The 22,202-nt window shown below is 50.9% G+C and carries 30 protein-coding genes, 1 rRNA gene and 4 pseudogenes (1 of these 35 cut by a window edge); 33 read left to right on the forward strand and 2 right to left on the reverse strand.

The annotated features are described in order from the left end of the window. Positions 1-23: 23 nt before the first annotated feature. From rpsQ to A0V43_RS16190, 31 genes and pseudogenes are all read left to right on the forward strand, one after another. Complete coding sequence (rpsQ, locus tag A0V43_RS16045) at positions 24-287, forward strand: 30S ribosomal protein S17 (protein ID WP_012820488.1); 264 nt, start codon at positions 24-26, stop codon at positions 285-287. 49 nt (positions 288-336) lie between these two features. Beyond that, positions 337-705, forward strand: a complete 369-nt coding sequence (gene rplN / locus A0V43_RS16050) for a 50S ribosomal protein L14 (protein WP_011229630.1) — start codon at positions 337-339, stop codon at positions 703-705. A gap of 36 nt (positions 706-741) precedes the next feature. Then, on the forward strand, positions 742-1,053 hold the full coding sequence (rplX, locus tag A0V43_RS16055) for a 50S ribosomal protein L24 (RefSeq protein ID WP_011229631.1): 312 nt from the start codon (positions 742-744) through the stop codon (positions 1,051-1,053). A 27-nt stretch (positions 1,054-1,080) separates the two neighbouring features. Beyond that, positions 1,081-1,620 carry a 50S ribosomal protein L5 gene (gene rplE / locus A0V43_RS16060; protein ID WP_012820489.1) on the forward strand — a complete coding sequence of 180 codons (540 nt, stop codon included), beginning with the start codon at positions 1,081-1,083 and terminating at the stop codon, positions 1,618-1,620. Positions 1,621-1,649: 29 nt separating this feature from the next. Beyond that, a complete protein-coding gene (locus tag A0V43_RS16065; protein WP_003247599.1) occupies positions 1,650-1,835 on the forward strand; it encodes a type Z 30S ribosomal protein S14 in 186 nt (61 codons plus the stop codon). 33 nt (positions 1,836-1,868) lie between these two features. After that, the gene (gene rpsH / locus A0V43_RS16070) at positions 1,869-2,267 is read left to right on the forward strand and encodes a 30S ribosomal protein S8 (protein ID WP_012820490.1); all 399 of its coding nucleotides are present in this window, start codon (positions 1,869-1,871) and stop codon (positions 2,265-2,267) included. Positions 2,268-2,299: 32 nt separating this feature from the next. After that, on the forward strand, positions 2,300-2,836 hold the full coding sequence (gene rplF, locus A0V43_RS16075) for a 50S ribosomal protein L6 (RefSeq protein ID WP_063193548.1): 537 nt from the start codon (positions 2,300-2,302) through the stop codon (positions 2,834-2,836). A gap of 33 nt (positions 2,837-2,869) precedes the next feature. After that, positions 2,870-3,232 carry a 50S ribosomal protein L18 gene (gene rplR, locus A0V43_RS16080; protein ID WP_011229635.1) on the forward strand — a complete coding sequence of 121 codons (363 nt, stop codon included), beginning with the start codon at positions 2,870-2,872 and terminating at the stop codon, positions 3,230-3,232. Between the two features lie 19 nt (positions 3,233-3,251). After that, a complete protein-coding gene (rpsE, locus tag A0V43_RS16085) occupies positions 3,252-3,752 on the forward strand; it encodes a 30S ribosomal protein S5 (protein WP_011229636.1) in 501 nt (166 codons plus the stop codon). Between the two features lie 13 nt (positions 3,753-3,765). Further along, complete coding sequence (gene rpmD, locus A0V43_RS16090; protein WP_011229637.1) at positions 3,766-3,954, forward strand: 50S ribosomal protein L30; 189 nt, start codon at positions 3,766-3,768, stop codon at positions 3,952-3,954. Between the two features lie 24 nt (positions 3,955-3,978). Beyond that, positions 3,979-4,419, forward strand: a complete 441-nt coding sequence (rplO, locus tag A0V43_RS16095; RefSeq protein WP_013143982.1) for a 50S ribosomal protein L15 — start codon at positions 3,979-3,981, stop codon at positions 4,417-4,419. Beyond that, positions 4,419-5,711 carry a preprotein translocase subunit SecY gene (secY, locus tag A0V43_RS16100; RefSeq protein WP_012820491.1) on the forward strand — a complete coding sequence of 431 codons (1,293 nt, stop codon included), beginning with the start codon at positions 4,419-4,421 and terminating at the stop codon, positions 5,709-5,711. The genes rplO and secY overlap by 1 nt, the downstream gene beginning before the upstream one ends. Positions 5,712-5,754: 43 nt before the next feature. Continuing rightward, positions 5,755-6,399: pseudogene (locus A0V43_RS16105) on the forward strand (adenylate kinase); the annotation flags it as partial. A 4-nt stretch (positions 6,400-6,403) separates the two neighbouring features. Further along, entirely contained in the window at positions 6,404-7,171 is a 768-nt protein-coding gene (gene map / locus A0V43_RS16110) for a type I methionyl aminopeptidase (protein WP_063193549.1), read from the forward strand. 95 nt (positions 7,172-7,266) lie between these two features. After that, positions 7,267-7,485, forward strand: a complete 219-nt coding sequence (gene infA / locus A0V43_RS16115; protein ID WP_011229642.1) for a translation initiation factor IF-1 — start codon at positions 7,267-7,269, stop codon at positions 7,483-7,485. A 36-nt stretch (positions 7,486-7,521) separates the two neighbouring features. Beyond that, a complete protein-coding gene (gene rpmJ / locus A0V43_RS16120) occupies positions 7,522-7,635 on the forward strand; it encodes a 50S ribosomal protein L36 (protein WP_011229643.1) in 114 nt (37 codons plus the stop codon). 20 nt (positions 7,636-7,655) lie between these two features. Continuing rightward, complete coding sequence (gene rpsM, locus A0V43_RS16125) at positions 7,656-8,021, forward strand: 30S ribosomal protein S13 (protein ID WP_008881920.1); 366 nt, start codon at positions 7,656-7,658, stop codon at positions 8,019-8,021. 25 nt (positions 8,022-8,046) lie between these two features. Continuing rightward, complete coding sequence (rpsK, locus tag A0V43_RS16130; RefSeq protein WP_011229644.1) at positions 8,047-8,436, forward strand: 30S ribosomal protein S11; 390 nt, start codon at positions 8,047-8,049, stop codon at positions 8,434-8,436. Between the two features lie 150 nt (positions 8,437-8,586). Then, on the forward strand, positions 8,587-9,531 hold the full coding sequence (locus A0V43_RS16135; protein ID WP_011229645.1) for a DNA-directed RNA polymerase subunit alpha: 945 nt from the start codon (positions 8,587-8,589) through the stop codon (positions 9,529-9,531). Positions 9,532-9,631: 100 nt separating this feature from the next. Next, positions 9,632-9,994: a 50S ribosomal protein L17 gene (rplQ, locus tag A0V43_RS16140; RefSeq protein WP_011229646.1), complete on the forward strand. Its 363-nt coding sequence runs from the start codon at positions 9,632-9,634 to the stop codon at positions 9,992-9,994. Between the two features lie 116 nt (positions 9,995-10,110). Beyond that, positions 10,111-10,950: an energy-coupling factor ABC transporter ATP-binding protein gene (locus tag A0V43_RS16145; RefSeq protein ID WP_011229647.1), complete on the forward strand. Its 840-nt coding sequence runs from the start codon at positions 10,111-10,113 to the stop codon at positions 10,948-10,950. Continuing rightward, positions 10,926-11,795 (forward strand): energy-coupling factor ABC transporter ATP-binding protein, encoded by an 870-nt coding sequence (locus A0V43_RS16150; RefSeq protein ID WP_063193550.1) that lies wholly within the window; start codon positions 10,926-10,928, stop codon positions 11,793-11,795. Before A0V43_RS16145 ends, A0V43_RS16150 begins: the two co-directional genes overlap by 25 nt. Then, positions 11,792-12,589, forward strand: a complete 798-nt coding sequence (locus tag A0V43_RS16155) for an energy-coupling factor transporter transmembrane component T family protein (protein WP_063193551.1) — start codon at positions 11,792-11,794, stop codon at positions 12,587-12,589. Before A0V43_RS16150 ends, A0V43_RS16155 begins: the two co-directional genes overlap by 4 nt. Before the next feature lie 12 nt (positions 12,590-12,601). After that, positions 12,602-13,378 (forward strand): tRNA pseudouridine(38-40) synthase TruA, encoded by a 777-nt coding sequence (gene truA / locus A0V43_RS16160; RefSeq protein WP_015373731.1) that lies wholly within the window; start codon positions 12,602-12,604, stop codon positions 13,376-13,378. A 161-nt stretch (positions 13,379-13,539) separates the two neighbouring features. Next, positions 13,540-13,932 (forward strand): annotated as a pseudogene (gene tnpA / locus A0V43_RS19460) (IS200/IS605 family transposase). Positions 13,933-13,944: 12 nt separating this feature from the next. Beyond that, positions 13,945-15,060, forward strand: a complete 1,116-nt coding sequence (locus tag A0V43_RS16165; protein ID WP_063193552.1) for an RNA-guided endonuclease InsQ/TnpB family protein — start codon at positions 13,945-13,947, stop codon at positions 15,058-15,060. Positions 15,061-15,332: 272 nt separating this feature from the next. Next, positions 15,333-15,770 carry a 50S ribosomal protein L13 gene (gene rplM / locus A0V43_RS16170; RefSeq protein ID WP_011229651.1) on the forward strand — a complete coding sequence of 146 codons (438 nt, stop codon included), beginning with the start codon at positions 15,333-15,335 and terminating at the stop codon, positions 15,768-15,770. Positions 15,771-15,790: 20 nt separating this feature from the next. After that, complete coding sequence (rpsI, locus tag A0V43_RS16175; RefSeq protein ID WP_025950570.1) at positions 15,791-16,183, forward strand: 30S ribosomal protein S9; 393 nt, start codon at positions 15,791-15,793, stop codon at positions 16,181-16,183. A 119-nt stretch (positions 16,184-16,302) separates the two neighbouring features. Beyond that, entirely contained in the window at positions 16,303-16,743 is a 441-nt protein-coding gene (locus tag A0V43_RS16180) for a YbaK family protein (protein WP_015373733.1), read from the forward strand. Positions 16,744-16,809: 66 nt separating this feature from the next. After that, positions 16,810-17,526, forward strand: a complete 717-nt coding sequence (cwlD, locus tag A0V43_RS16185) for an N-acetylmuramoyl-L-alanine amidase CwlD (RefSeq protein ID WP_063193553.1) — start codon at positions 16,810-16,812, stop codon at positions 17,524-17,526. Positions 17,527-17,719: 193 nt separating this feature from the next. After that, a complete protein-coding gene (locus A0V43_RS16190; protein WP_011229655.1) occupies positions 17,720-18,736 on the forward strand; it encodes an Mrp/NBP35 family ATP-binding protein in 1,017 nt (338 codons plus the stop codon). A gap of 85 nt (positions 18,737-18,821) precedes the next feature. Here the strand turns inward: A0V43_RS16190 and gerD are convergent. After that, positions 18,822-19,450 (reverse strand): annotated as a pseudogene (gerD, locus tag A0V43_RS16195) (spore germination lipoprotein GerD). Between the two features lie 149 nt (positions 19,451-19,599). On the opposite strand from gerD, the gene A0V43_RS16200 reads away from it, so the two are divergent. Next, a complete protein-coding gene (locus A0V43_RS16200; protein ID WP_013143992.1) occupies positions 19,600-20,199 on the forward strand; it encodes a KinB-signaling pathway activation protein in 600 nt (199 codons plus the stop codon). A 137-nt stretch (positions 20,200-20,336) separates the two neighbouring features. On the opposite strand, the pseudogene pdaB reads toward A0V43_RS16200, so the two are convergent. Continuing rightward, positions 20,337-21,091, reverse strand: a pseudogene (gene pdaB / locus A0V43_RS16205) (polysaccharide deacetylase family sporulation protein PdaB). Positions 21,092-21,632: 541 nt separating this feature from the next. Here pdaB and A0V43_RS16210 point away from each other — a divergent pair. After that, positions 21,633-22,202, forward strand: a 16S ribosomal RNA gene (locus tag A0V43_RS16210) (it continues 988 nt past the right edge of the window).

Consider the following 22,202-nt stretch of genomic DNA (forward strand, 5'->3'; position numbering starts at 1 on the left):
GTGTTTGAGAGGAGGTTTGTGGAATGAGCCAACGCAATCAACGCAAAGTGTATGTCGGGCGGGTTGTATCGGACAAAATGGACAAAACGATCACCGTGTTGGTCGAAACGTACAAAAAACATCCGCTGTACGGCAAACGCGTGAAATATTCGAAAAAATATAAAGCGCATGATGAACATAACATCGCGAAAGTCGGCGATATCGTGAAAATTATGGAAACTCGCCCGCTGTCGGCCACAAAACGCTTCCGCTTAGTGGAAGTCATCGAAAAATCGGTTGTTCTGTAATCGTTCTTCACTTAGTTCGGAGAGATAATTCCGAAAGGAGGTTTCGTCGATGATTCAACAAGAATCTCGCTTGAAAGTAGCTGATAACTCTGGTGCACGCGAAGTGCTTGTCATTAAAGTGCTCGGAGGCTCGGGTCGCCGCTATGCGAACATCGGCGACGTCGTTGTGGCGACGGTCAAAGATGCGACACCAGGTGGCGTTGTTAAAAAAGGTCAAGTCGTGAAAGCAGTTGTTGTTCGTACGAAACGCGGGGTGCGCCGTCCGGACGGTTCGTACATCCGCTTTGACGAAAACGCCTGCGTCATCATCCGTGATGACAAAAGCCCGCGCGGCACGCGGATTTTCGGACCGGTTGCCCGTGAATTGCGCGATAAAGACTTCATGAAAATCATTTCTTTAGCTCCGGAAGTTATTTAATGGAACGGAACAGCGTTTCAAGGAGGTGCGAATGCGATGCATGTAAAAAAAGGCGATAAAGTGCAAGTAATCTCCGGCAAAGACAAAGGCAAGCAAGGCGTCATTCTGGCGGCGTTTCCGAAGAAAAACCGCGTCATCGTTGAGGGCGTCAACATTGTGAAAAAGCATGCGAAACCGTCGCAAGCGAACCCGCAAGGCGGCATCATTGAGAAGGAAGCGCCGATCCACGTTTCGAAAGTCATGCCGCTCGACCCGAAAACGGGTGAACCGACGCGCATCGGCTACAAAATTGTCGACGGCAAAAAAGTGCGCTACGCGAAAAAATCCGGAGAGATTTTAGATAAATAACCGTGACGCAGGAAAGGAGGTACCTTTATGAACCGCCTGAAAGAGAAGTATGTAAACGAAGTCGTACCTGCTCTCATGAGCAAGTTCAACTATAAATCGATCATGCAAGTGCCGAAAATCGAAAAAATCGTCATCAACATGGGTGTCGGCGACGCGGTGCAAAACCCGAAAGCATTAGACAGCGCCGTTGAAGAGCTGACGCTGATCGCCGGTCAGCGTCCGGTGGTAACGCGTGCGAAAAAATCGATCGCCGGCTTCCGTCTTCGTCAAGGGATGCCGATCGGTGCGAAAGTGACGCTGCGCGGCGAACGGATGTATGAGTTTCTCGATAAGTTGATTTCGGTCTCGCTTCCGCGCGTGCGCGACTTCCGCGGCGTATCGAAAAAGTCGTTTGACGGCCGCGGCAACTATACGCTCGGCATTAAAGAACAGCTCATTTTCCCTGAGATTGACTACGATAAAGTGAACAAAGTGCGCGGCATGGACATCGTGATCGTCACAACGGCCAACACGGATGAAGAAGCTCGTGAACTGCTGGCGTTGCTCGGCATGCCATTCCAAAAATAATGATCCCATAACGCAAGGGAGGCGAAATCGTGGCTAAAAAATCGATGATCGCGAAACAAAAACGGACGCCGAAGTTTAAAGTGAGAGCGTACACCCGTTGCGAGCGCTGCGGCCGCCCGCACTCGGTCTATCGCAAATTCAAATTGTGCCGTATTTGTTTCCGTGAGCTCGCATACAAAGGTCAACTTCCAGGCATCAAAAAAGCCAGTTGGTAATTAACCCATTGATTGGGAAGGAGGTAAAACATAATGGTGATGACAGATCCAATTGCTGATATGCTGACTCGCATCCGCAATGCGAATATGGTGCGTCACGAAAAGCTCGAAGTCCCGGCTTCGAAAATCAAGCGGGAAATCGCGGAAATTTTAAAACGCGAAGGGTTTATTCGTGATTATGAATATATCGAAGACAACAAACAAGGCATTCTCCGCATCTTCTTGAAATACGGTCCGAACAACGAACGTGTCATTACCGGGCTGAAACGCATCAGCAAACCGGGGTTGCGCGTTTACGTCAAAGCCCATGAAGTGCCGCGCGTCCTAAACGGCTTAGGGATCGCGATTCTTTCGACATCGCAGGGCATCTTAACAGACAAAGAAGCACGGCAAAAAGGCACGGGCGGCGAAGTAATCGCCTACGTTTGGTAATCTATCTGTTCAAGAATGGAGGTGTTTTTGACATGTCACGTGTCGGCAAAAAACCAATTGAAATTCCTGCCGGTGTCACCGTTACGGTCAACGGCAACACGGTTACGGTCAAAGGGCCGAAAGGGGAGCTGACCCGCACGTTCCATCCAGATATGACGATCACGGTTGAGGGCAATGTCATCACGGTTACGCGTCCAAGCGATGAAAAACATCATCGCGCGCTCCATGGCACGACGCGCAGCTTGCTCGCCAACATGGTCGAAGGCGTTTCGAAAGGTTATGAAAAAGCGCTCGAACTCGTTGGTGTCGGGTACCGGGCGTCGAAACAAGGGAAAAAGCTTGTATTGAGCGTCGGTTATTCTCATCCGGTAGAAATTGAGCCGGAAGAAGGCCTTGAAATTGAAGTGCCATCCCAAACGAAAATCATCGTCAAAGGGGTAGACAAACAGCGCGTCGGCGAACTGGCCGCCAACATTCGCGCGGTTCGTCCGCCAGAGCCGTATAAAGGCAAAGGCATCCGCTACGAAGGTGAACTTGTGCGCCTGAAAGAAGGCAAAACTGGTAAATAACGCGGCATAGCGAAGCGAAAGGAGTGACATTCGATGATCACGAAAGTGGACCGAAACGCGGTTCGGAAGAAAAGACACGCGCGCATCCGCAAAAAAATCTTCGGCACGGCTGAACGTCCGCGGTTGAGCGTGTTCCGTTCCAATAAACATATTTACGCGCAAATTATCGATGATACAAAATCGTCAACGATCGTCAGCGCCTCGACGTTGGACAAAGAGTTTGGCTTGGATTCGACGAACAACATTGAGGCAGCGAAAAAAGTCGGCGAACTTGTCGCCAAACGTGCATTGGAAAAAGGCATTAAAAAAGTCGTGTTCGACCGTGGCGGGTATTTATATCACGGACGGGTAAAAGCATTGGCAGACGCCGCCCGCGAAGCCGGCTTGGAATTCTAATTACAAAGGAGGGACAACGATGCGTCGTATCGATCCAAACAAACTTGAATTGGAAGAGCGTGTAGTCGCGGTCAACCGTGTAGCAAAAGTCGTGAAAGGCGGACGTCGCCTGCGCTTTTCAGCTCTCGTCGTCGTCGGCGATAAAAACGGCCATGTCGGATTTGGCACCGGAAAAGCACAAGAGGTTCCAGAAGCGATCCGCAAAGCGATTGAAGATGCGAAGAAAAACTTAATTGAAGTGCCGATCGTCGGCACAACGATTCCGCATGAAGTCATCGGCCATTTCGGTGCCGGGGAAATCATTTTGAAACCCGCTTCCGAAGGTACCGGGGTCATCGCTGGGGGTCCGGCGCGTGCTGTATTAGAGCTGGCGGGCATCAGCGACATCTTGTCGAAATCGATCGGTTCAAACACGCCAATCAACATGGTGCGCGCAACGTTTGATGGGCTGAAACAATTAAAACGCGCCGAAGACGTAGCGAGATTGCGCGGCAAAACAGTCGAGGAACTGTTAGGATAAGGAGGGAACGATCATGGCAAAAAAACTGGCGATTACCCTCACGCGCAGCGTGATTGGCCGTCCGGAAGACCAACGCGTTACCGTCAGAACGCTCGGCCTGCGAAAAATGCATCAAACGGTCATCCACAATGACAATCCTGCGATCCGCGGGATGATCAACAAAGTGGCCCACCTTGTCAAAGTCAAAGAAATTGAAGAATAATGAATCATAAGGAGGTGCTTTGCCATGAAACTTCATGAACTAAAACCAGCGCCGGGATCCCGAAAGAAAGCTGTGCGCGTCGGCCGCGGGATCGGTTCGGGCAACGGCAAAACGTCCGGCCGCGGTCAAAAAGGTCAAAATGCCCGCTCGGGTGGAGGAGTTCGTCTTGGGTTTGAAGGCGGTCAAACTCCGCTGTTCCGCCGCTTGCCGAAACGAGGATTTACGAACATCAATCGGAAAGAGTATGCTGTTGTGAATCTGGAAAAGCTGAACCGTTTTGAAGACGGAACGGAAGTAACGCCGGAATTGCTTCTTGAGACGGGCGTCATCAGCAAGTTGAAATCGGGCGTGAAAATTTTGGGCAAAGGCCAAATCGAGAAAAAGCTGACGGTCAAAGCGCATAAGTTCTCGGCATCGGCGAAAGAGGCCATTGAGGCGGCTGGCGGTAAAACTGAGGTGATTTAATGTTTCGGACAATCTCCAACTTTATGCGCGTCAGTGATATTCGAAACAAAATTATTTTCACTCTTCTTATGTTGATCGTGTTCCGCATTGGAACGTTCATCCCTGTTCCGGGCGTGAACGCGGATGTGTTAAAACTGCAAGATGAATTGAATGCATTCGGCGTCCTGAACATTTTCGGCGGCGGGGCGCTGCGAAACTTTTCGATTTTTGCCATGGGGGTTATGCCCTATATCACGGCATCGATTATCGTCCAACTGCTGCAAATGGACGTTGTTCCAAAATTTACGGAGTGGTCGAAGCAAGGCGAGGTTGGCCGGCGTAAATTAGCTCAGTTTACCCGCTATTTCACGGTCGTTCTCGGGTTTATCCAAGCCATCGGCATGTCGTACGGCTTTAACAACTTGGCTGGCGGGATGCTCATTCGAAATCCGGGCATCGGCACGTATTTGCTGATCGCGGTTGTCTTGACCGCCGGCACCGCATTTTTAATGTGGCTCGGCGAACAGATCACCGCGAAAGGCGTGGGCAATGGCATTTCGATCATTATTTTCGCCGGGATTGTCTCAGGCATTCCGACGGTCTTGAACCAAATTTACGCTCAACAGTTTGAAAATGTCGGGGAAGATGTGTTTTTGCGCATCGTCCGGCTCCTTCTTGTGGCGTTGGCGGTCGTTGCCGTCATCGTTGGTGTCATTTACATTCAGCAGGCGTTCCGGAAAATTCCGATTCAATACGCGAAGCGGCTTGAGGGCCGAAGCCCGGTGGGCGGCCACTCGACTCATTTGCCGCTCAAAGTGAACCCAGCGGGAGTTATTCCGGTCATTTTCGCTGTATCGTTTTTGATTGCACCACCGACCATTGCATCGTTTTTTGGCACGAATGATGTAACATTGTGGATTCGCCGAACGTTTGATTATACGCACCCGGTTGGGATGATCATTTACGTCGTGCTCATCATCGCGTTTACGTACTTTTATGCGTTTGTTCAAGTCAATCCGGAGCAGATGGCGGACAACTTGAAAAAACAAGGCGGCTACATCCCAGGTATTCGCCCTGGGAAAAACACACAAGAGTACGTGACGAGAATTTTATACCGGCTGACGCTGGTCGGATCAATCTTTTTGGCGGTTGTCGCTGTGCTGCCGGTGTTCTTTGTGAACTTTGCCAACTTGCCGTCTTCCGCACGAATCGGCGGTACGAGCTTGCTTATTGTCGTCGGCGTGGCGCTTGAGACGATGAAGCAGCTTGAGAGCCAGCTGGTGAAACGTCATTACCGTGGATTCATCAAATAAAGAAGGCAAGAACGGACGTCCCTTGCCGATAGGGGGAGTTAGGATGAATTTAGTGCTGATGGGGCTGCCGGGTGCCGGCAAAGGCACGCAGGCCGGGAAAATTGTCGAGGCTTACGGAATTCCGCATATTTCAACGGGAGATATGTTTCGAGCGGCGATCAAAGAAGGGACGCCGTTAGGGTTGCAGGCAAAGCAGTATATGGACCGCGGTGATCTTGTGCCGGATGAGGTGACGATCGGCATCGTCCGCGAACGGCTGAGCAAAGAGGATTGCCAAAATGGTTTTTTGCTCGATGGATTCCCGCGCACGGTCGCCCAAGCAGAAGCGCTTGAAACGTTGCTTTCGGAAATCGGGCGCAAGCTTGACTATGTCATCCATATCGACGTTCGCCAAGAGGTCTTAATGGAGCGCCTGACCGGCAGACGTATTTGCCGCAACTGCGGAGCAACGTACCATCTCGTTTTTCATCCGCCGGCGAAACCGGGCGTATGCGATAAATGCGGTGGCGATCTGTACCAGCGCCCCGATGATAATGAAGCAACGGTGGCCAATCGGCTTGAGGTGAATATGAAACAAATGAAGCCGCTCCTCGATTTTTACGAGCAAAAAGGCTATTTGCGCCACATTAACGGCGAACAGGAAATGGAAAAGGTGTTTGCTGATATTTGTGAAGTGCTCGGGGACTTGCTCGATGATTCGTTGCAAAACCGCGCAGGAAATTGCTTTGATGCGCGAGGCGGGAAAAATCGTTTTCCTTACATTGAAAGAATTGCAAAAGCACATTCGTCCCGGGATCACAACAAAGGAACTGGACGCCATCGCGGAGGAAGTGATTCGTTCCCATGGCGCCATTCCGTCGTTTAAAGGGTATCAAGGGTTTCCAGGGAGCATTTGCGCCTCGGTGAATGAAGAGCTTGTGCACGGGATTCCCAGCGGCCGCGCATTGCGGGAAGGCGATATTATTACGATCGATGTCGGCGCGCAGTATGAAGGCTATCACGCCGACTCGGCCTGGACGTATCCGGTCGGGGAGATTGACGCCGAGACGAAACGGTTGCTTGACGTGGCAGAGCAATCGCTGTACGTCGGGCTCGCCGAGGCAAAACCGGGCGCTCGTTTAACGAACATCTCCCATGCGATTCAAACGTATGTCGAAGCGCATCACTTTTCCGTTGTTCGCGAGTATGTCGGACATGGAATTGGTCAACACTTACATGAAGACCCACAAATCCCACATTATGGGCCACCGAACAAAGGCCCGATTTTGCGGCCAGGGATGGCGCTGTGCATCGAACCGATGGTCAATGCCGGCAGCCGTTACGTGAAAACGTTGACCGACGATTGGACCGTCGTCACGGCCGATGGAAAACGGTGCGCCCATTTCGAACATACGATTGTCATTACAGAAGATGGCTGCGAAATTTTAACACATTGTGGAAATGAGTCTCCCACTTCATAAGTGGGAAGGGGTAAACGTCTTCTCGATCATCATGGATATCACGTTCGGTTTTGCGTAACACAATGTTACTCATTCGAAGGAGGGAGAGCCGCTCGATGGCGAAAGATGATGTAATTGAAGTGGAAGGCACCGTCATCGAAACATTGCCAAATGCGATGTTTCGTGTAGAATTAGAAAATGGGCACACGGTGTTGGCTCATGTATCCGGCAAGATCCGCATGCATTTCATTCGCATTTTGCCTGGCGACCGGGTGACGGTGGAGCTGTCGCCGTATGATTTGACGCGTGGACGGATCACGTATCGATATAAATAAAGGAATGCACTCCGTTCAATTAGGGAGGTAAACAACATGAAAGTAAGACCATCTGTCAAACCGATTTGCGAAAAGTGCAAAGTTATTCGCAGACGCGGCAAAGTCATGATCATTTGTGAAAATCCGAAGCATAAACAACGCCAAGGGTAATTTTCAAGGAGGTGTATCATATGGCACGCATTGCAGGTGTCGATATTCCGCGTGATAAACGGGTAGTCATTTCGTTAACATACATTTATGGGATCGGCAAACCGACAGCACAAAAAATCTTAAAAGAAGCCGGCGTATCGGAAGACACACGCGTTCGCGACTTAACGGAAGAAGAGCTTGGCCGCATTCGTGAAATCGTCGGCCGCTTAAAAGTGGAAGGCGATTTGCGGCGTGAAGTATCGTTAAATATTAAACGGTTGATGGAGATCGGCTGCTATCGTGGTCTTCGCCATCGCCGCGGATTGCCGGTTCGCGGCCAAAACACGAAAAACAATGCCCGCACGCGCAAAGGTCCGCGCCGCACGGTAGCGAACAAGAAAAAATAATTACGCAAAGGAGGTCATTTGACGAATGGCACGCAGAACAAACACTCGTAAACGCCGGGTAAGAAAAAATATTGATACAGGCATCGCCCATATCCGTTCAACGTTCAACAACACGATCGTGACGATTACGGACGTTCATGGCAACGCCATTGCTTGGGCGAGCGCTGGTTCGCTGGGGTTCAAAGGTTCGCGCAAATCAACGCCGTTTGCGGCGCAAATGGCGGCTGAAGCAGCAGCGAAAGCGTCGATGGAGCATGGCATGAAAACGGTCGAAGTGAACGTCAAAGGTCCGGGGGCTGGCCGCGAGGCAGCGATCCGTGCATTGCAAGCAGCCGGGTTGGAAATTACGGCGATCAAAGACGTCACTCCAATCCCGCACAATGGATGCCGTCCGCCAAAACGTCGCCGCGTGTAACGCCCCTGTATAGAATTTGCACCATTGTCAATAATGGGATATGATAAAGACCATGGCAGGCAAGCGTAAAGAGAGATTCATGGGGGAATGTTGTTAGGCGTGTACCGTTTGATCGGGGTCTCGACGTTTTGAAGGAGGGTATAATAATCGATGATTGAAATTGAAAAGCCGAAAATTGAAACGGTCGAACTGAGCGAAGATGCCAAATATGGCAAATTCGTCGTCGAACCGCTTGAGCGTGGATATGGTACAACCTTAGGGAACTCCTTGCGTCGTATCCTATTGTCTTCACTCCCTGGTGCAGCTGTAACATCGGTGCAAATCGACGGCGTCTTGCATGAGTTTTCAACGATTGACGGCGTCGTTGAAGATGTGACAGCTATCATTTTGAATATCAAAAAACTAGCGTTGAAAATTTATTCAGACGAAGAGAAAACGTTGGAGATTGATGTGCAGGGTGAAGGAGTTGTCACGGCTGCCGATATCACTCACGACAGCGATGTAGAAATTTTAAACCCGGACCTTCATATCGCGACGCTGGCGGAAGGCGGCCGCCTGCGCATGCGCATGACCGCCAAGCGGGGGCGCGGATATGTTCCTGCTGAGGCGAATAAGCGCGAAGACCAGCCCATCGGCGTCATTCCGATCGATTCCATTTATACGCCGGTCTCCCGAGTTTCCTATCAAGTCGAGAATACAAGGGTCGGCCAAGTGACGGACTATGACAAGCTGACCATTGATGTGTGGACGGATGGAAGCATCGGGCCGAAAGAGGCCATTTCCCTTGGAGCGAAAATTTTAACGGAGCACCTGAACATTTTTGTCGGCTTGACGGATGAGGCGCAAAATGCGGAGATCATGGTGGAGAAAGAGGACGATCAAAAAGAAAAAGTGCTCGAAATGACGATCGAGGAACTCGATCTTTCGGTTCGTTCCTACAATTGCTTGAAGCGAGCCGGCATCAACACTGTTCAAGAACTGACGCAAAAAACGGAAGAAGATATGATGAAAGTGCGCAACCTCGGCCGCAAGTCGCTTGAGGAAGTGAAAGCGAAACTGGCTGAGCTTGGCCTCAGCCTGCGCAAAGACGACTAAGTGCCGGCCTCCGCCGGCAAGCCGGAAACACACTTTCACCATATCGCTTTGATGATGACCACCATGAGGAACACATCACTTTAAAAGGGAGGGACATTTGATGTCGTACAGAAAATTAGGACGCACGACTTCGCAACGAAAAGCACTGCTTCGCGACTTGGCAACAGACTTAATCATCAACGAACGCATTGAAACGACGGAAGCGCGGGCGAAAGAACTGCGCTCGGTCATGGAAAAAATGATTACGCTCGGCAAACGCGGCGATTTGCATGCCCGCCGCCAAGCAGCGGCATTCATCCGCAAGGAGGTCGCCAACAGCGAAACCGGCCAGGATGCGTTGCAAAAGCTGTTCAGCGACATTGCGCCGCGCTACCAAGATCGCCAAGGCGGCTATACGCGCATTATGAAACTTGGTCCTCGCCGCGGTGACGGGGCGCCGATGGTCATTATTGAACTCGTGTAACGGTTTCATTTCAACAAGGGCGAGACAGTTTCGTTTGAACTGGATCTATGCCCTTTTTTGTTTACCATCATTTAGCAGGCTGCGTTTGCAACGCGGCGAAGCAAGGGGAAACGATCATGGCCGAACCAATCTTGTCGATCGAGGGAGTGTCCTTTCGCTATCCAAATCAATCCGACTATGCGGTGCAAAACGTCAGCTTCACGGCCGAGCGCGGGGAGTGGTTAGCGATCGTCGGCCATAACGGATCCGGCAAATCGACCATCGCTCGGATGCTGATCGGCTTGCTTCGGCCGGAGCGGGGCGCCATTCGCTTGTTTGGACGCCTTTTGAACGACGCAACCGTTTGGGAGGTGCGCCGCCGCGTTGGCCTTGTGTTCCAGAACCCGGACAACCAGTTTGTCGGTGCGACCGTGGAAGACGACATCGCTTTTGCCCTTGAAAACAACGGCATTCCGCGCTTGGAAATGGTCGAGCGCATTCGCGAAGCCATTCGCCAAGTCCATATGGAGCCGTTTCTCCATTATGAGCCGCACCGGTTGTCTGGGGGGCAAAAACAGCGCGTCGCCATCGCTGGCATTTTGGCGCTCCGCCCCGATATGATCATTTTGGACGAAGCGACATCGATGCTTGACCCGCGTGGAAGGGAAGAAGTGCTTGAGACGGTGCGCCGCCTGAACCGCCAGCAGCGCATTACCGTCTTGTCAATTACCCATGATTTGGAAGAGGCGGCGAAGGCGGACCGCCTCATTGTGATGAACAAAGGCGAAGTGATGGCAGAAGGGACGCCGGAGCAAATCTTTCGGCTCGGAAGCAAGCTCGAGCGCATCGGTCTTGATTTGCCGTTTGCCGTGAAAATGGGCAGTCGCTTGCGGGAACAAGGCATTCCGCTTCGGGCTGGATATTTCACGACAGAGGAGTTGGTCGAGGAGCTATGGACATTGTATTCGAAAAAGTAGAGCATGTGTACAACGCCCGTTCACCGCTTGCCCGTCGGGCGCTCTATGATGTCAATGTCGCAATCCGAAGCGGGGCGTACGTCGCCGTGGTTGGGCATACGGGCTCAGGAAAATCGACCCTCCTTCAGCATTTAAACGGGTTGCTGCAGCCGACAAGCGGCGCGGTGAAGATCGGCGAAGAGACGATCACGAGCCATAAGCGGCCAAAGCAGCTGAAACCGCTGCGCAAAAAGGTCGGGGTCGTCTTCCAGTTCCCGGAGCACCAGTTGTTTGAAGAAACGGTGGAGAAAGATATTTGTTTTGGCCCGCTCAATTTTGGCGTGCCGGAAGACGAGGCGAAGCGGAAGGCGCGGGAGCTCATTAAGCTCGTCGGATTGAGTGAAGACGTATTGGCGAAATCGCCGTTTGATTTGAGCGGAGGGCAAATGCGGCGCGTCGCCATCGCCGGCGTGCTCGCGCTTGAACCAGAAGTGCTCGTGCTCGATGAACCGACCGCGGGCCTTGATCCGCGCGGGCGCAAAGAGATGATGGAGATGTTTTATCGCCTCCATCGTGAGAAGCAGTTGACAACCATTCTCGTCACCCACAGCATGGAAGATGCAGCTCGGTACGCTGATGAGATCATCGTCATGCATGAAGGAACGGTATGGGGCCACGGAACGCCGGAAGAGATGTTTCGCGACGCTGACAAACTGGCTGCCATCGGTTTGAGTGTGCCGGAAACGGTCAAATTGAAACAGCAGCTCGAAAAGCGGTTCGGCGTTGTCATTCCGTCGCCATGCTTGACGTTGGAACAGACAGCGGAAGCCATCCAGCAATTGTTCGCCAAAGGTGAGCGTCCATGACGAATCCTTTGATTATCGGGCAATATGTGCCTGGTCATTCCGTCATTCATCGCTTAGATCCGCGCGCCAAACTATTGATCGTGTTTGCTTACGTCCTGATCGTCTTTTTGGCGAACAATGCGGCGACGTATGCACTGCTGTCGCTGTTTGCGTTTGCCTTTGCAGCGCTGTCTCGCATCCCGTTTTCGTTCATTGCCCGCGGCTTGAAACCGATTTTATGGGTTGTGTTGTTTACATTGCTGTTGCATCTATTCATGACGAAAGAAGGAGACGTCATCTACCAAATCGGTGCGCTCTCTGTATATGAAGGCGGCATCAAGCAAGGGGTCTTTATTTCCCTAAGGTTTTTGCTCCTTGTATTGATGACGACGATGTTGACGTTGACGACGACGCCGATTGAAGTGACCGATGGCGTCGAAAGCTTGCTTGGGCCGCTCAAAAAGATGCGCGTTCCTGTCCATGAGCTCGCCTTGATGATGGCCATTTCGCTTCGATTCATTCCAACGTTGATGGAAGAGACGGAAAAAATTATGAAAGCACAGGCGGCCCGCGGCGTTGATTTTTCTGGCGGCCGTTTTTCCGAACGGATGAAAGCCATTGTCTCACTGCTTGTGCCTCTGTTTATCAGCTCGTTCAAACGAGCCGATGAGCTGGCGACAGCCATGGAGGCGCGCGGCTACCGCGGCGGGGAAGGGCGGACGAAATTCCGCCAGCTCGCTTGGAAGCCGGTGGACACCGTGTTTTTAGCGGCCGTGGCGCTGCTTTTTGCATTGCTTTGTCTATTACGATCATAGCGGAGGAAGGCCATGACAACACGGATCAAATGCATCATTGCCTATGATGGCACCCACTTTTCCGGCTACCAAATCCAGCCGGGAAAGCGGACGGTGCAAGGCGAGTTTGAGGAAGTGCTTCGGCGGATGCATAAAGGGACAAAAGTGCGTGTGGCGGCTTCGGGAAGGACGGATGCCGGCGTTCATGCCTATGGCCAAGTGATCCACTTTGATACGTCGCTTTCCCTTTCCTCGGAGCAGTGGAAAAAGGCGTTGAACGCCCAGCTGCCGGATGATATCGTCGTTCGCTTTGTACAGGAGGCCGATGCAGACTTCCACGCCCGTTTTTCGGCGAAAGCGAAAGAATACCGCTATAAAGTATGGACGGCTGCCGAGCGCGACGTGTTTCGCCGCCATTATTGCGCATGGCATCCATATTCGCTTCATATCAGCGCGATGAACGAGGCGCTTGGTTTGCTTCATGGAACGCACGATTTTACAAGCTTTTGTTCCGCCAAAACGTCGATCGAAGACCGGGTGCGCACCATGTATCGGGCTGAAGTGAAGGCCGACGGCCCGATGCTCGAGTTTCGGTTTGTCGGCAGCGGCTTTTTATACAACATGGTGCGCATTATCGTTGGCACGGTGTTGGAGATCGGTCAAGGGAAGCGTTCTCCCGCCGACATTTCGATGTTGCTTGCGGCGAAAGATCGGCGCCTCGCGGGTCCAACCGCGCCGGCCGAAGGGCTGTATTTATGGCGCGTATACTATGAGGATGAATGTTTGGACCACTCATTGGCGGATGGCTGATGGTTTTCCCCGGCTTTTTAACATCTTTCCGAAAGAAGTCCCTCACTTCGAAATGAAGTGAAAGTGGGAGATGAATTTCGGTTAGGTATAGCCTAAAGTTGTCTCTTTTTTTGTGTGTTATGATATAGTCAGTTTTAGAAAAATGAAAGGCTGTTGTATCAATGAAATTAGACAATAATAACCATTCAGTGTTCCTGTTGTATGATCTTCTGGTTGTAAAATATCGCAGACCAGTGATTGATGATACCATATCTGACTATGCAAAAGATATGTTTGTGAGATTGGGTAAAAATTACAATATTTCCTTGGTCGAATGGAATCACGATATGGACCATGTGCATATTTTGTTCAAAGCACATCCAAATCGTGAATGATCCAAGTTCATCAATGCCTATAAAAGTGCAAGTTCTCGACTGATCAAAAAGCATTTTCCGCAAGTGAAAAGAAAACTGTGGAAAGAATATTTTTGGTCAAGAAGCTTTTGCCTGCTTACAACGGGTGGTGCGCCCATTGAAGGAATAAAAAAATATATAGAAAATCAAGGTATGAAGTGATGTGGCGTCGATATGGCAAACAAAGCCTATCAGTTCCGTCTATACCCAACAAAAGAACAAGAACAACGGCTCGCCAAAACCTTCGGCTGTGTCCGTTTCGTTTACAACAAAATGCTTGAAGAGCGCATACAAATGTTTGAAAAGTTCAAGGACGATCAAGAATCCTTGAAACAGCAAACATTTCCGACCCCTGCCAAGTACAAAAAGGAGTTTCCTTGGCTAAAAGAAGTGGACAGCCTTGCGCTGGCAAATGCTCAACTAAATCTAAATTTGCAGAAAGCGTTTCAACACTTCTTTTCTGGCCGCGCTGGATTTCCCAAGTTCAAAAACCGCAAGGCGAAACAGTCGTACACCACAAATGTGGTGAATGGCAACATCAAGCTTTCAGATGGCTATATCAAGCTGCCCAAACTGAAATGGATCAAGCTCAAGCAACATCGGGAGATTCCTGCCCACCATATCATCAAGTCTTGTACGATCACGAAAACCAAAACAGGAAAATACTATATTTCTATTCTCACAGAGTACGAACATCAACCTGCCCTAAAAGAAGTGCAAACGGTTGTTGGGCTTGACTTTTCCATGAGTACGCTGTATGTCGATAGCGAGGGTAAGAGAGCCAATTATCCTCGATTCTATCGCAAAGCATTGGAAACATTAGCGAAAGAACAGCGTAAATGGTCTCGTAAAAAGAAAGGCTCGAATCGTTGGCATAAACAGCGTCTGAAAGCAGCGAAGCTGCATGAAAAAATTGCGAACCAACGAAAAGACTTTCTGCATAAGGAGTCGCACAAATTAGCGAAACGGTATGATTGCGTGGTCATCGAAGACCTCAACATGAAAGGGATGTCCCAAGCCCTCCATTTCGGTCAACGAGTTCATGACAATGGCTGGGGCATGTTTATCACTTTCCTTCGGTACAAATTGGAAGAACAGGGGAAGAAGCTGATCAAAATCGACAAATGGTTCCCCTCGTCCAAAACGTGTTCGTACTGCGGTCGAGTCAAGGAGTCTCTATCGCTTTCTGAGCGTACATTCCGCTGTGAATGTGGATTCGAGAGCGACAGGGACGTCAATGCGGCCATCAATATCAAACATGAGGGCATGAAACGATTGGCGATCGTCTAATTTGTCCTCGAACCGTGGGGCACACGGGGATCGCTCGGTCAACTTCCCATCATGAGATGGGATTACCCGAGAAGCCCCCACCTCTAAGCGAAGCGTAGGTGGTGGGAGTATGTCACGGCAACGAGTCCTTGTGTAACATCTTCTTGACATTGGCGCGCCGGCAAGCTATTATATCATATGGCATGTATTTTCCACGATTAGCCCCGGACCATAATCGTGTTGAAATAAACGACCATTTGTTTGTTCATTTTTTATTTTAGGAGGGAACTGCATTGCGTACGACTTATATGGCGAAACCGAATGAAGTAGAGCGTAAATGGTACGTTGTCGACGCAGCTGGCAAAACGTTAGGCCGCTTAGCCAGCGAAGTAGCGGCGCTGTTGCGCGGCAAACATAAACCGACGTTCACTCCGCATGTTGACTGCGGAGATCACGTCATCGTCATCAATGCGGACAAAGTTGAACTGACTGGGAAAAAGTTGACGAAAAAACTGTACTATCGCCACAGCTTATATCCGGGTGGCTTAAAAGTAAGAACAGCGCTGGAAATGCGTACGAACTACCCGGAACAAATGATCGAACGTGCGGTGCGCGGCATGCTTCCAAAAGGCAGCCTTGGCCGGCAAATGTTCAAAAAGTTGCACGTTTACCGTGGAAGCGAACATCCGCATCAAGCACAAAAACCAGAAGTGTATGAACTTCGCGGATAATCATAAGGGAGGGTATGATTTTGGCACAAGTACAATATTACGGCACAGGTCGTCGCAAAAGCTCGGTCGCCCGTGTCCGCCTTGTCCCGGGCGATGGCCGCATCATTGTGAATAAACGTGACATTCGCGAGTACATTCCGTCGGAAGCGCTCATCGAAATGGTCAAACAGCCGCTCGTACTGACCGAAACGCTTGGCAGCTACGACGTTTTGGTGAACGTCCAAGGCGGCGGATTTGCCGGCCAAGCCGGTGCGATTCGCCATGGCATCGCCCGTGCGTTGCTTGAAGTCGATCCGGAGTTCCGCACGGTGCTGAAACGGGCCGGTTTGCTGACGCGCGATGCTCGTGTGAAAGAACGCAAAAAATACGGGCTCAAAGGCGCCCGCCGCGCTCCGCAATTCTCGAAACGTTAATCGCGCGATGTTCCAACCCAGCCGATTTGGCTGGGTTTTTTGCTTATTTCTGCTTTTCGCCCGCGCGTATGATTGTGAGCGATCGTTAGACACTACATCGTAAAGGAGCGTGAAAGACGATGACAGTCATCACTTCATTGGCGGAAAAAAGGCAGGAAAAGCAGCTTCGCTATGAACGGAACATGTTGCGCGAACTGTCGCTTGAGAAATTACGGACCAAAGCGCTTGAGCACTTTGTTCCGTTTTATACGGCGTATCGGATGTTCCCATCCGTTGTGGAGGAAGGCTGCATTGATCTGGCCATTGAAGCGTATTTGCTCGGCGCTCGCTACAGCCGATTCGGCTATTATGGGGAGCCTGCGGCCAGCGTACGCTGTCGATGTGCTCAAGAAGAAAAATATTTGATCGATACGCTGTTTGATTTTCTTTGCTTTTGGGGCAATATCGACAACGATTTCCTCAGCCAGTCGCTGTATGACGCGTGTGAACAATATATCGGCAACTGGTGGACGGAAGGATTTGAGCGGGGCAAAAAACGGCATCGTCTAAAACTTCGCTGAATGAGTTCTATTCCCGCGCCTTGTCCCATATAAGATAGAGAAGGGAAACGTGCGGGAGGAGAAACAATGAAAGAAAAATGGAAGTGGCTGGTCGCTTTTGCTGCCGTCGCCCTTATGAGCACTTTGCTATTTCCGTCTTTATTTTCCGATTTGACATCAACAAAACCATGGAATCTCCCATTATCGGGGAGAATCATCGTATTGGACCCCGGCCATGGTGGGCCGGACGGCGGCGCCGTCGGTGGTGAGGCGGTGGAAAAGGACATCGCGCTCAACGTGGCGAAAAAGCTGCGCGATTATCTGCAGCAGCAAGGGGCGCTCGTCCTGATGACGCGCGAGACGGATCGGGACTTGGCCAGCCCGTCCACACGCGGCTACAGCCGACGGAAAACGGAGGATTTGCTCGAACGAACGGCTTTCGTCAATCGATCGAATGCCGATCTTTTCATCAGCATCCATCTCAACGCCATCCCGTCGCCGCGTTGGCGAGGGGCGCAGACGTTTTATTACGGGTCTTTCATCGAAAACGAGCGGCTGGCGAGATTGATCCAAGCGGAATTGCGGCGCAATTTGGAGAACACCCATCGACTGGCAAAAATGATTGATACCGTCTATTTGCTCAAGCATGCAAAAATCCCCGGCGCGCTTGTCGAGGTTGGGTTTTTGTCGAATCCCGATGAGCGAGAGCTGCTTGTGTCTGATGGCTACCAAACGAAGCTGGCCGCCTCGATTTATAAAGGAGTGCTCCGCTACTTTTCCAATGAACATACGCCTCGCGAGTAGCGGGGATTTTTTAAGGTCGGAACAGAGGAGACAGACAGCCGACCGGCCTTGTTTCGCCAAAAGGAATTCGAAATTCCCCTTTTTCAACCGCGGGGACGTGCGGGAGCGAGTCAAACATGGCGGCCGTCTGCCGATTTATGGTATGATAACACGTAGAAATGACCATTGATTTGCAAAAGGGTTGGTGAATACGATGTTGACGGAAACTGAAGTGCGCGCCATTCTTGAAAAGATGAAAGATCCCTTTTTAAACAAAACGTTTAAAGAGACGAATGCCATTCAAGAAATCAAAATTAAGGAAGAGAAAAACCATGTCAGCGTGAAAATCGCGCTCGCCAAAACCGGAACGCCCGAGCAGCTTCGCGTGCAAACGGCGATCGTCGAGCAGCTAAAAGATGCGGGTGCTGCAACGGTCGGGCTGCGGTTCGCCGAACTGCCGCGCGATGTGGTGGAGAAATATAGCGAAAACAAGCAAAAAACGACGTATATCGCCATTGCCAGCGGCAAAGGTGGTGTCGGCAAGTCGACCGTTTCCGTCAATTTGGCGGTGGCGCTCGCCCGGCTCGGCAAAAAAGTCGGGTTGATTGACGCGGACATTTACGGGTTCAGTGTTCCGGACATGATGGGAATCACCGAGCGCCCGACGGTGAGGGGAGACAAAATCATCCCGGTCGAACGGTTTGGCGTAAAAGTCATTTCGATGGCCTTTTTCGTCGAGGACAACGCCCCGGTCATTTGGCGCGGCCCGATGCTTGGGAAAATGTTGAACAACTTTTTCAAAGAGGTCGAATGGGGAGACTTGGATTACTTGCTGCTTGACTTGCCGCCTGGTACGGGCGACGTCGCCTTGGACGTCCATACGCTCTTGCCGTCGTGCAAAGAAATTATCGTCACGACTCCGCATCCGACCGCTGCGTTTGTCGCTGCCCGCGCTGGGGCAATGGCGTTGCGCACCGAACATGAAATTATCGGCGTGATCGAAAATATGTCGTACTACGAGAGCCGGAAAACAGGGGAGCGGGAGTATGTCTTCGGCAAGGGTGGCGGAGAAAAGCTGGCCAAAGAGCTGCAAACCGAGCTGTTAGGGCAGCTGCCGCTTCAGCAGCCGGATTGGAACGACGACGACTTCGCTCCGTCCGTTTACGCAGAAGATCATCCGATCGGGAAAATTTATATGGATATCGCCCGCAAAATCGTTGCGAAATATTAATCGGTTTCACAAAAAGCGTCCGATGGCGAGAAACCGCCGATTAGAGCGTTGGCGGGTTTCAGCGCACGGACGCTTTTTTGCTTGATTAACCTCCTCCGCCTTGTTGGTTGCCGGTGCTTTCTTCTCCCTCTCCCCTTCCCCTCCGCCTTCTTCTTCTTGTTTTTCTCCGCCTTGCTGAACCTTTTCAGCTGCTTTCATCAACATATCTTGAATTTTCGCCTGATACAGCGGGCTGTTCAACGTTTCCGTGATCACCTTTTGCAAATGCTGGCGGAACTCTTTGCTTTTTAAGACATCGACCATGGCTTTTTCCATTTCTGGATCTTTTAAAATATCGATCATCAGCGCCTGGTAATCGGGATCTTTCATGAGCGCCTTCATCATTTTTTCATGTTCTGCTTGCAGCCCTTTGGCAAAACTTTCAGCGAATTTCGGGTCTTTTAACGCACTTTCCCAGAACTTTTTTCCTTGATCGGATGTCAGCATTTGTTGCAGCGTTTCTTTTACAGCTTTTTGATCTATGACTAGTTGCTGCTTCATCTGATCTTCCGACATAATATCTTGAATCGCCTTTTTCCCCTCGTCGGTTTTTAAAATGTCAACAACCATCTTTTTCGTTTCGTCATAATCCGGGGGAGGGGGGCTGATTTCTTGAGGGGCACAGGAACCAAGAACGAGAAAACTGAGCAAGAGGAGCGGTAGGCATTTGTTCATGAAAGTGAGCTCCTTTCTGCAAAAATCCCTCACCCTTAATATGAATGTTGGCGAAAAAAATATACATGGGGGAGATCGGAGCTGGCTTTTTCACAAGGGCGCTGGTAAAATGGTAAGCGGGTTATGCTGAAATGATGGAGGATGAAGCTGTGAACAGCCGCAAATGGGTGCGTTTATTTTTATCGACGCTGCTGATCGGCGGCATCGCCACGGCGGCCGTCGGCATTGTTTTCAACTGGGAAGAATTCGGGCGCTTGCTGTTGCGCCTGGAAATGGTCGAATTTATGGCTGTTTTGTTATGGCATATCGGTGTTGGCTTTATTTTCAGCGTCATCAGTCAGGCGGGGTTTTTTGCTTATTTAACTGTCCACCGGTTCGGGCTTGGCATCTTCCGTTCGCTATGGAACGCTGTACAGGTTGTTTTGATCATGTTCGTGCTGTTCGATTTAGTGTATTTCCGCTACATGGCGTTTGCGGACAAGGGCGATTCAATCATTCCGTATCTATTGACCGCATTGTTCATTTTGGTGGTTGGTCTCGTTGTTGCCTACGTCAAGAGCGCACAGACGAACAAAGGGGCGTTCGTTCCGGCTTTGTTCTTTATGGTCGTCGTTACGGTCATTGAATGGTTTCCCGTGTTGCGCATCAACGACCGTGATTGGCTGTATTTGATGTTGATTCCTTTATTAGTATGCAATGCATACCAGCTTCTTATACTGCATAAATTGACAGGCGGCGCGAAACAATAAAGAAAGCAAGGCGCCGCCTGTTTTCTTATGGCAGCCGCGAAAAAAACGGCGTGTTCGCCAAAAGCCAATCATTCCAATTGGCGGCTTGTCTGCCGCCGCAATCCAACCGCACCGGCGCAGGCCGCTGTCGGAACGTGTCACTCGATCCCGCGGCTTTCGGCTTCGCCATTCGCCAACAGCTCGGAGAGGTTGACGTTTTTGTAGCCGTTTTCTTTCATGGAAGCGATAATTTTCGGCAGCGCTTTGGCTGTCTGTTTTGCCGAGTCAGATGCGTGAAGGAGCACGATATCGCCCGGTTCCAGGTCCCTCGTGACGTTCTCAACAATTTGGTCTGTCCCAGGGTTGAGCCAGTCTTTCGAGTCAATGCTCCAATGGACGACAGTGTAGCCGAGGGACTGAGCAACCTTTAACACATTTTTGTTGAAGTTCCCCCAGGGGGGCGCAGCAGCTCAACCTGTTTCATTCCCAACATGTCAAACACTTTTTTCGCCATCATTAAATCTTGACGGATTTTGGCGTTCTCAAGTTCCGTATAGTTGACAAAGTTATATCCCATACTGCCAATCTCATGCCCCTCCTCTTTGATCCGCTTCACCACGGCTGGATGGCGTTCGGCCCATGAGGCGGATAAGAAAAAGGTCGCGTTTTGAATCCCATGCTGCTTCAAGACATCCAAAATTTTGTCTGCATTCTCATCTCCCCAGCTGATATCGAACGTCAACGCCACCTCATTGCGGGCGTTGTCCACTTTATATACCGCCTTCGGCCCAGAAGGAAGCGAAAAAACGGGACGGTTCATTTCATAAGCGTACAAGACAACGGCGGTGAAAAAGGCGGAGCAGATAATAATGAGAGCTTTTTTCAGCGTCCGTCTGTTCAACGCGTAAAACATGACATCGGCCCCCTTTTTTGCATTGTAAAATCGTTGTCCTCATAACATCTTATGCGGACAGCCATGGCGGTTATGAAACTTATTTGCCAGTCCTCTTACCGTCGAAGAGATGGAGGAAGCCTAAAGGAACGGTCTGGCGTCGGTTCTTGAAATTCCCTTAAAAAAGATATTGCATTTTTGATTGGTAAGTGGTATATTAAAAATCGTCGCTAATCCGACAGAGTGTTCGATAGCGGTGAGTGACGAAAAGCAACGGAAAAGATCTTGACAAGAAAAAAGAGGCATGTTAGTATAAAAGAGCTGTTTGCAATAGGAAGCTTCATCTATTCTTCAGTTCAAGACTGCAAATCAGCAGAGAAGTTGTTTCAATGCAGCAACTTTGCGCCTGTGTCTTCTAGTGAATTCGGGGGGATTGGGTTCCTCGGCGCAAGACTGCAACGAAGCAAGTTCAAGAAGAGGTCTCGTTCCTTGAAAACTGAACGAAACGAAGCGCGACGAAAAGCGGAGGCCGCTTTGGCCAAAGCAAAAGCCAATCAACTTTCTTTTGGAGAGTTTGATCCTGGCTCAGGACGAACGCTGGCGGCGTGCCTAATACATGCAAGTCGAGCGGACCGAACGGGAGCTTGCTCTCGTTTGGTCAGCGGCGGACGGGTGAGTAACACGTGGGCAACCTGCCCGCAAGACCGGGATAACTCCGGGAAACCGGAGCTAATACCGGATAACACCGAAGACCGCATGGTCTTTGGTTGAAAGGCGGCCTTTGGCTGTCACTTGCGGATGGGCCCGCGGCGCATTAGCTAGTTGGTGAGGTAACGGCTCACCAAGGCGACGATGCGTAGCTGGCCTGAGAGGGTGACCGGCCACACTGGGACTGAGACACGGCCCAGACTCCTACGGGAGGCAGCAGTAGGGAATCTTCCGCAATGGGCGAAAGCCTGACGGAGCGACGCCGCGTGAGCGAAGAAGGCCTTCGGGTCGTAAAGCTCTGTTGTGAGGGACGAAGGAGCGCCGTTCGAAGAGGGCGGCGCGGTGACGGTACCTCACGAGAAAGCCCCGGCTAACTACGTGCCAGCAGCCGCGGTAATACGTAGGGGGCGAGCGTTGTCCGGAA

This window comes from Geobacillus sp. JS12, assembly GCF_001592395.1.
Classification (GTDB): domain Bacteria; phylum Bacillota; class Bacilli; order Bacillales; family Anoxybacillaceae; genus Geobacillus; species Geobacillus zalihae.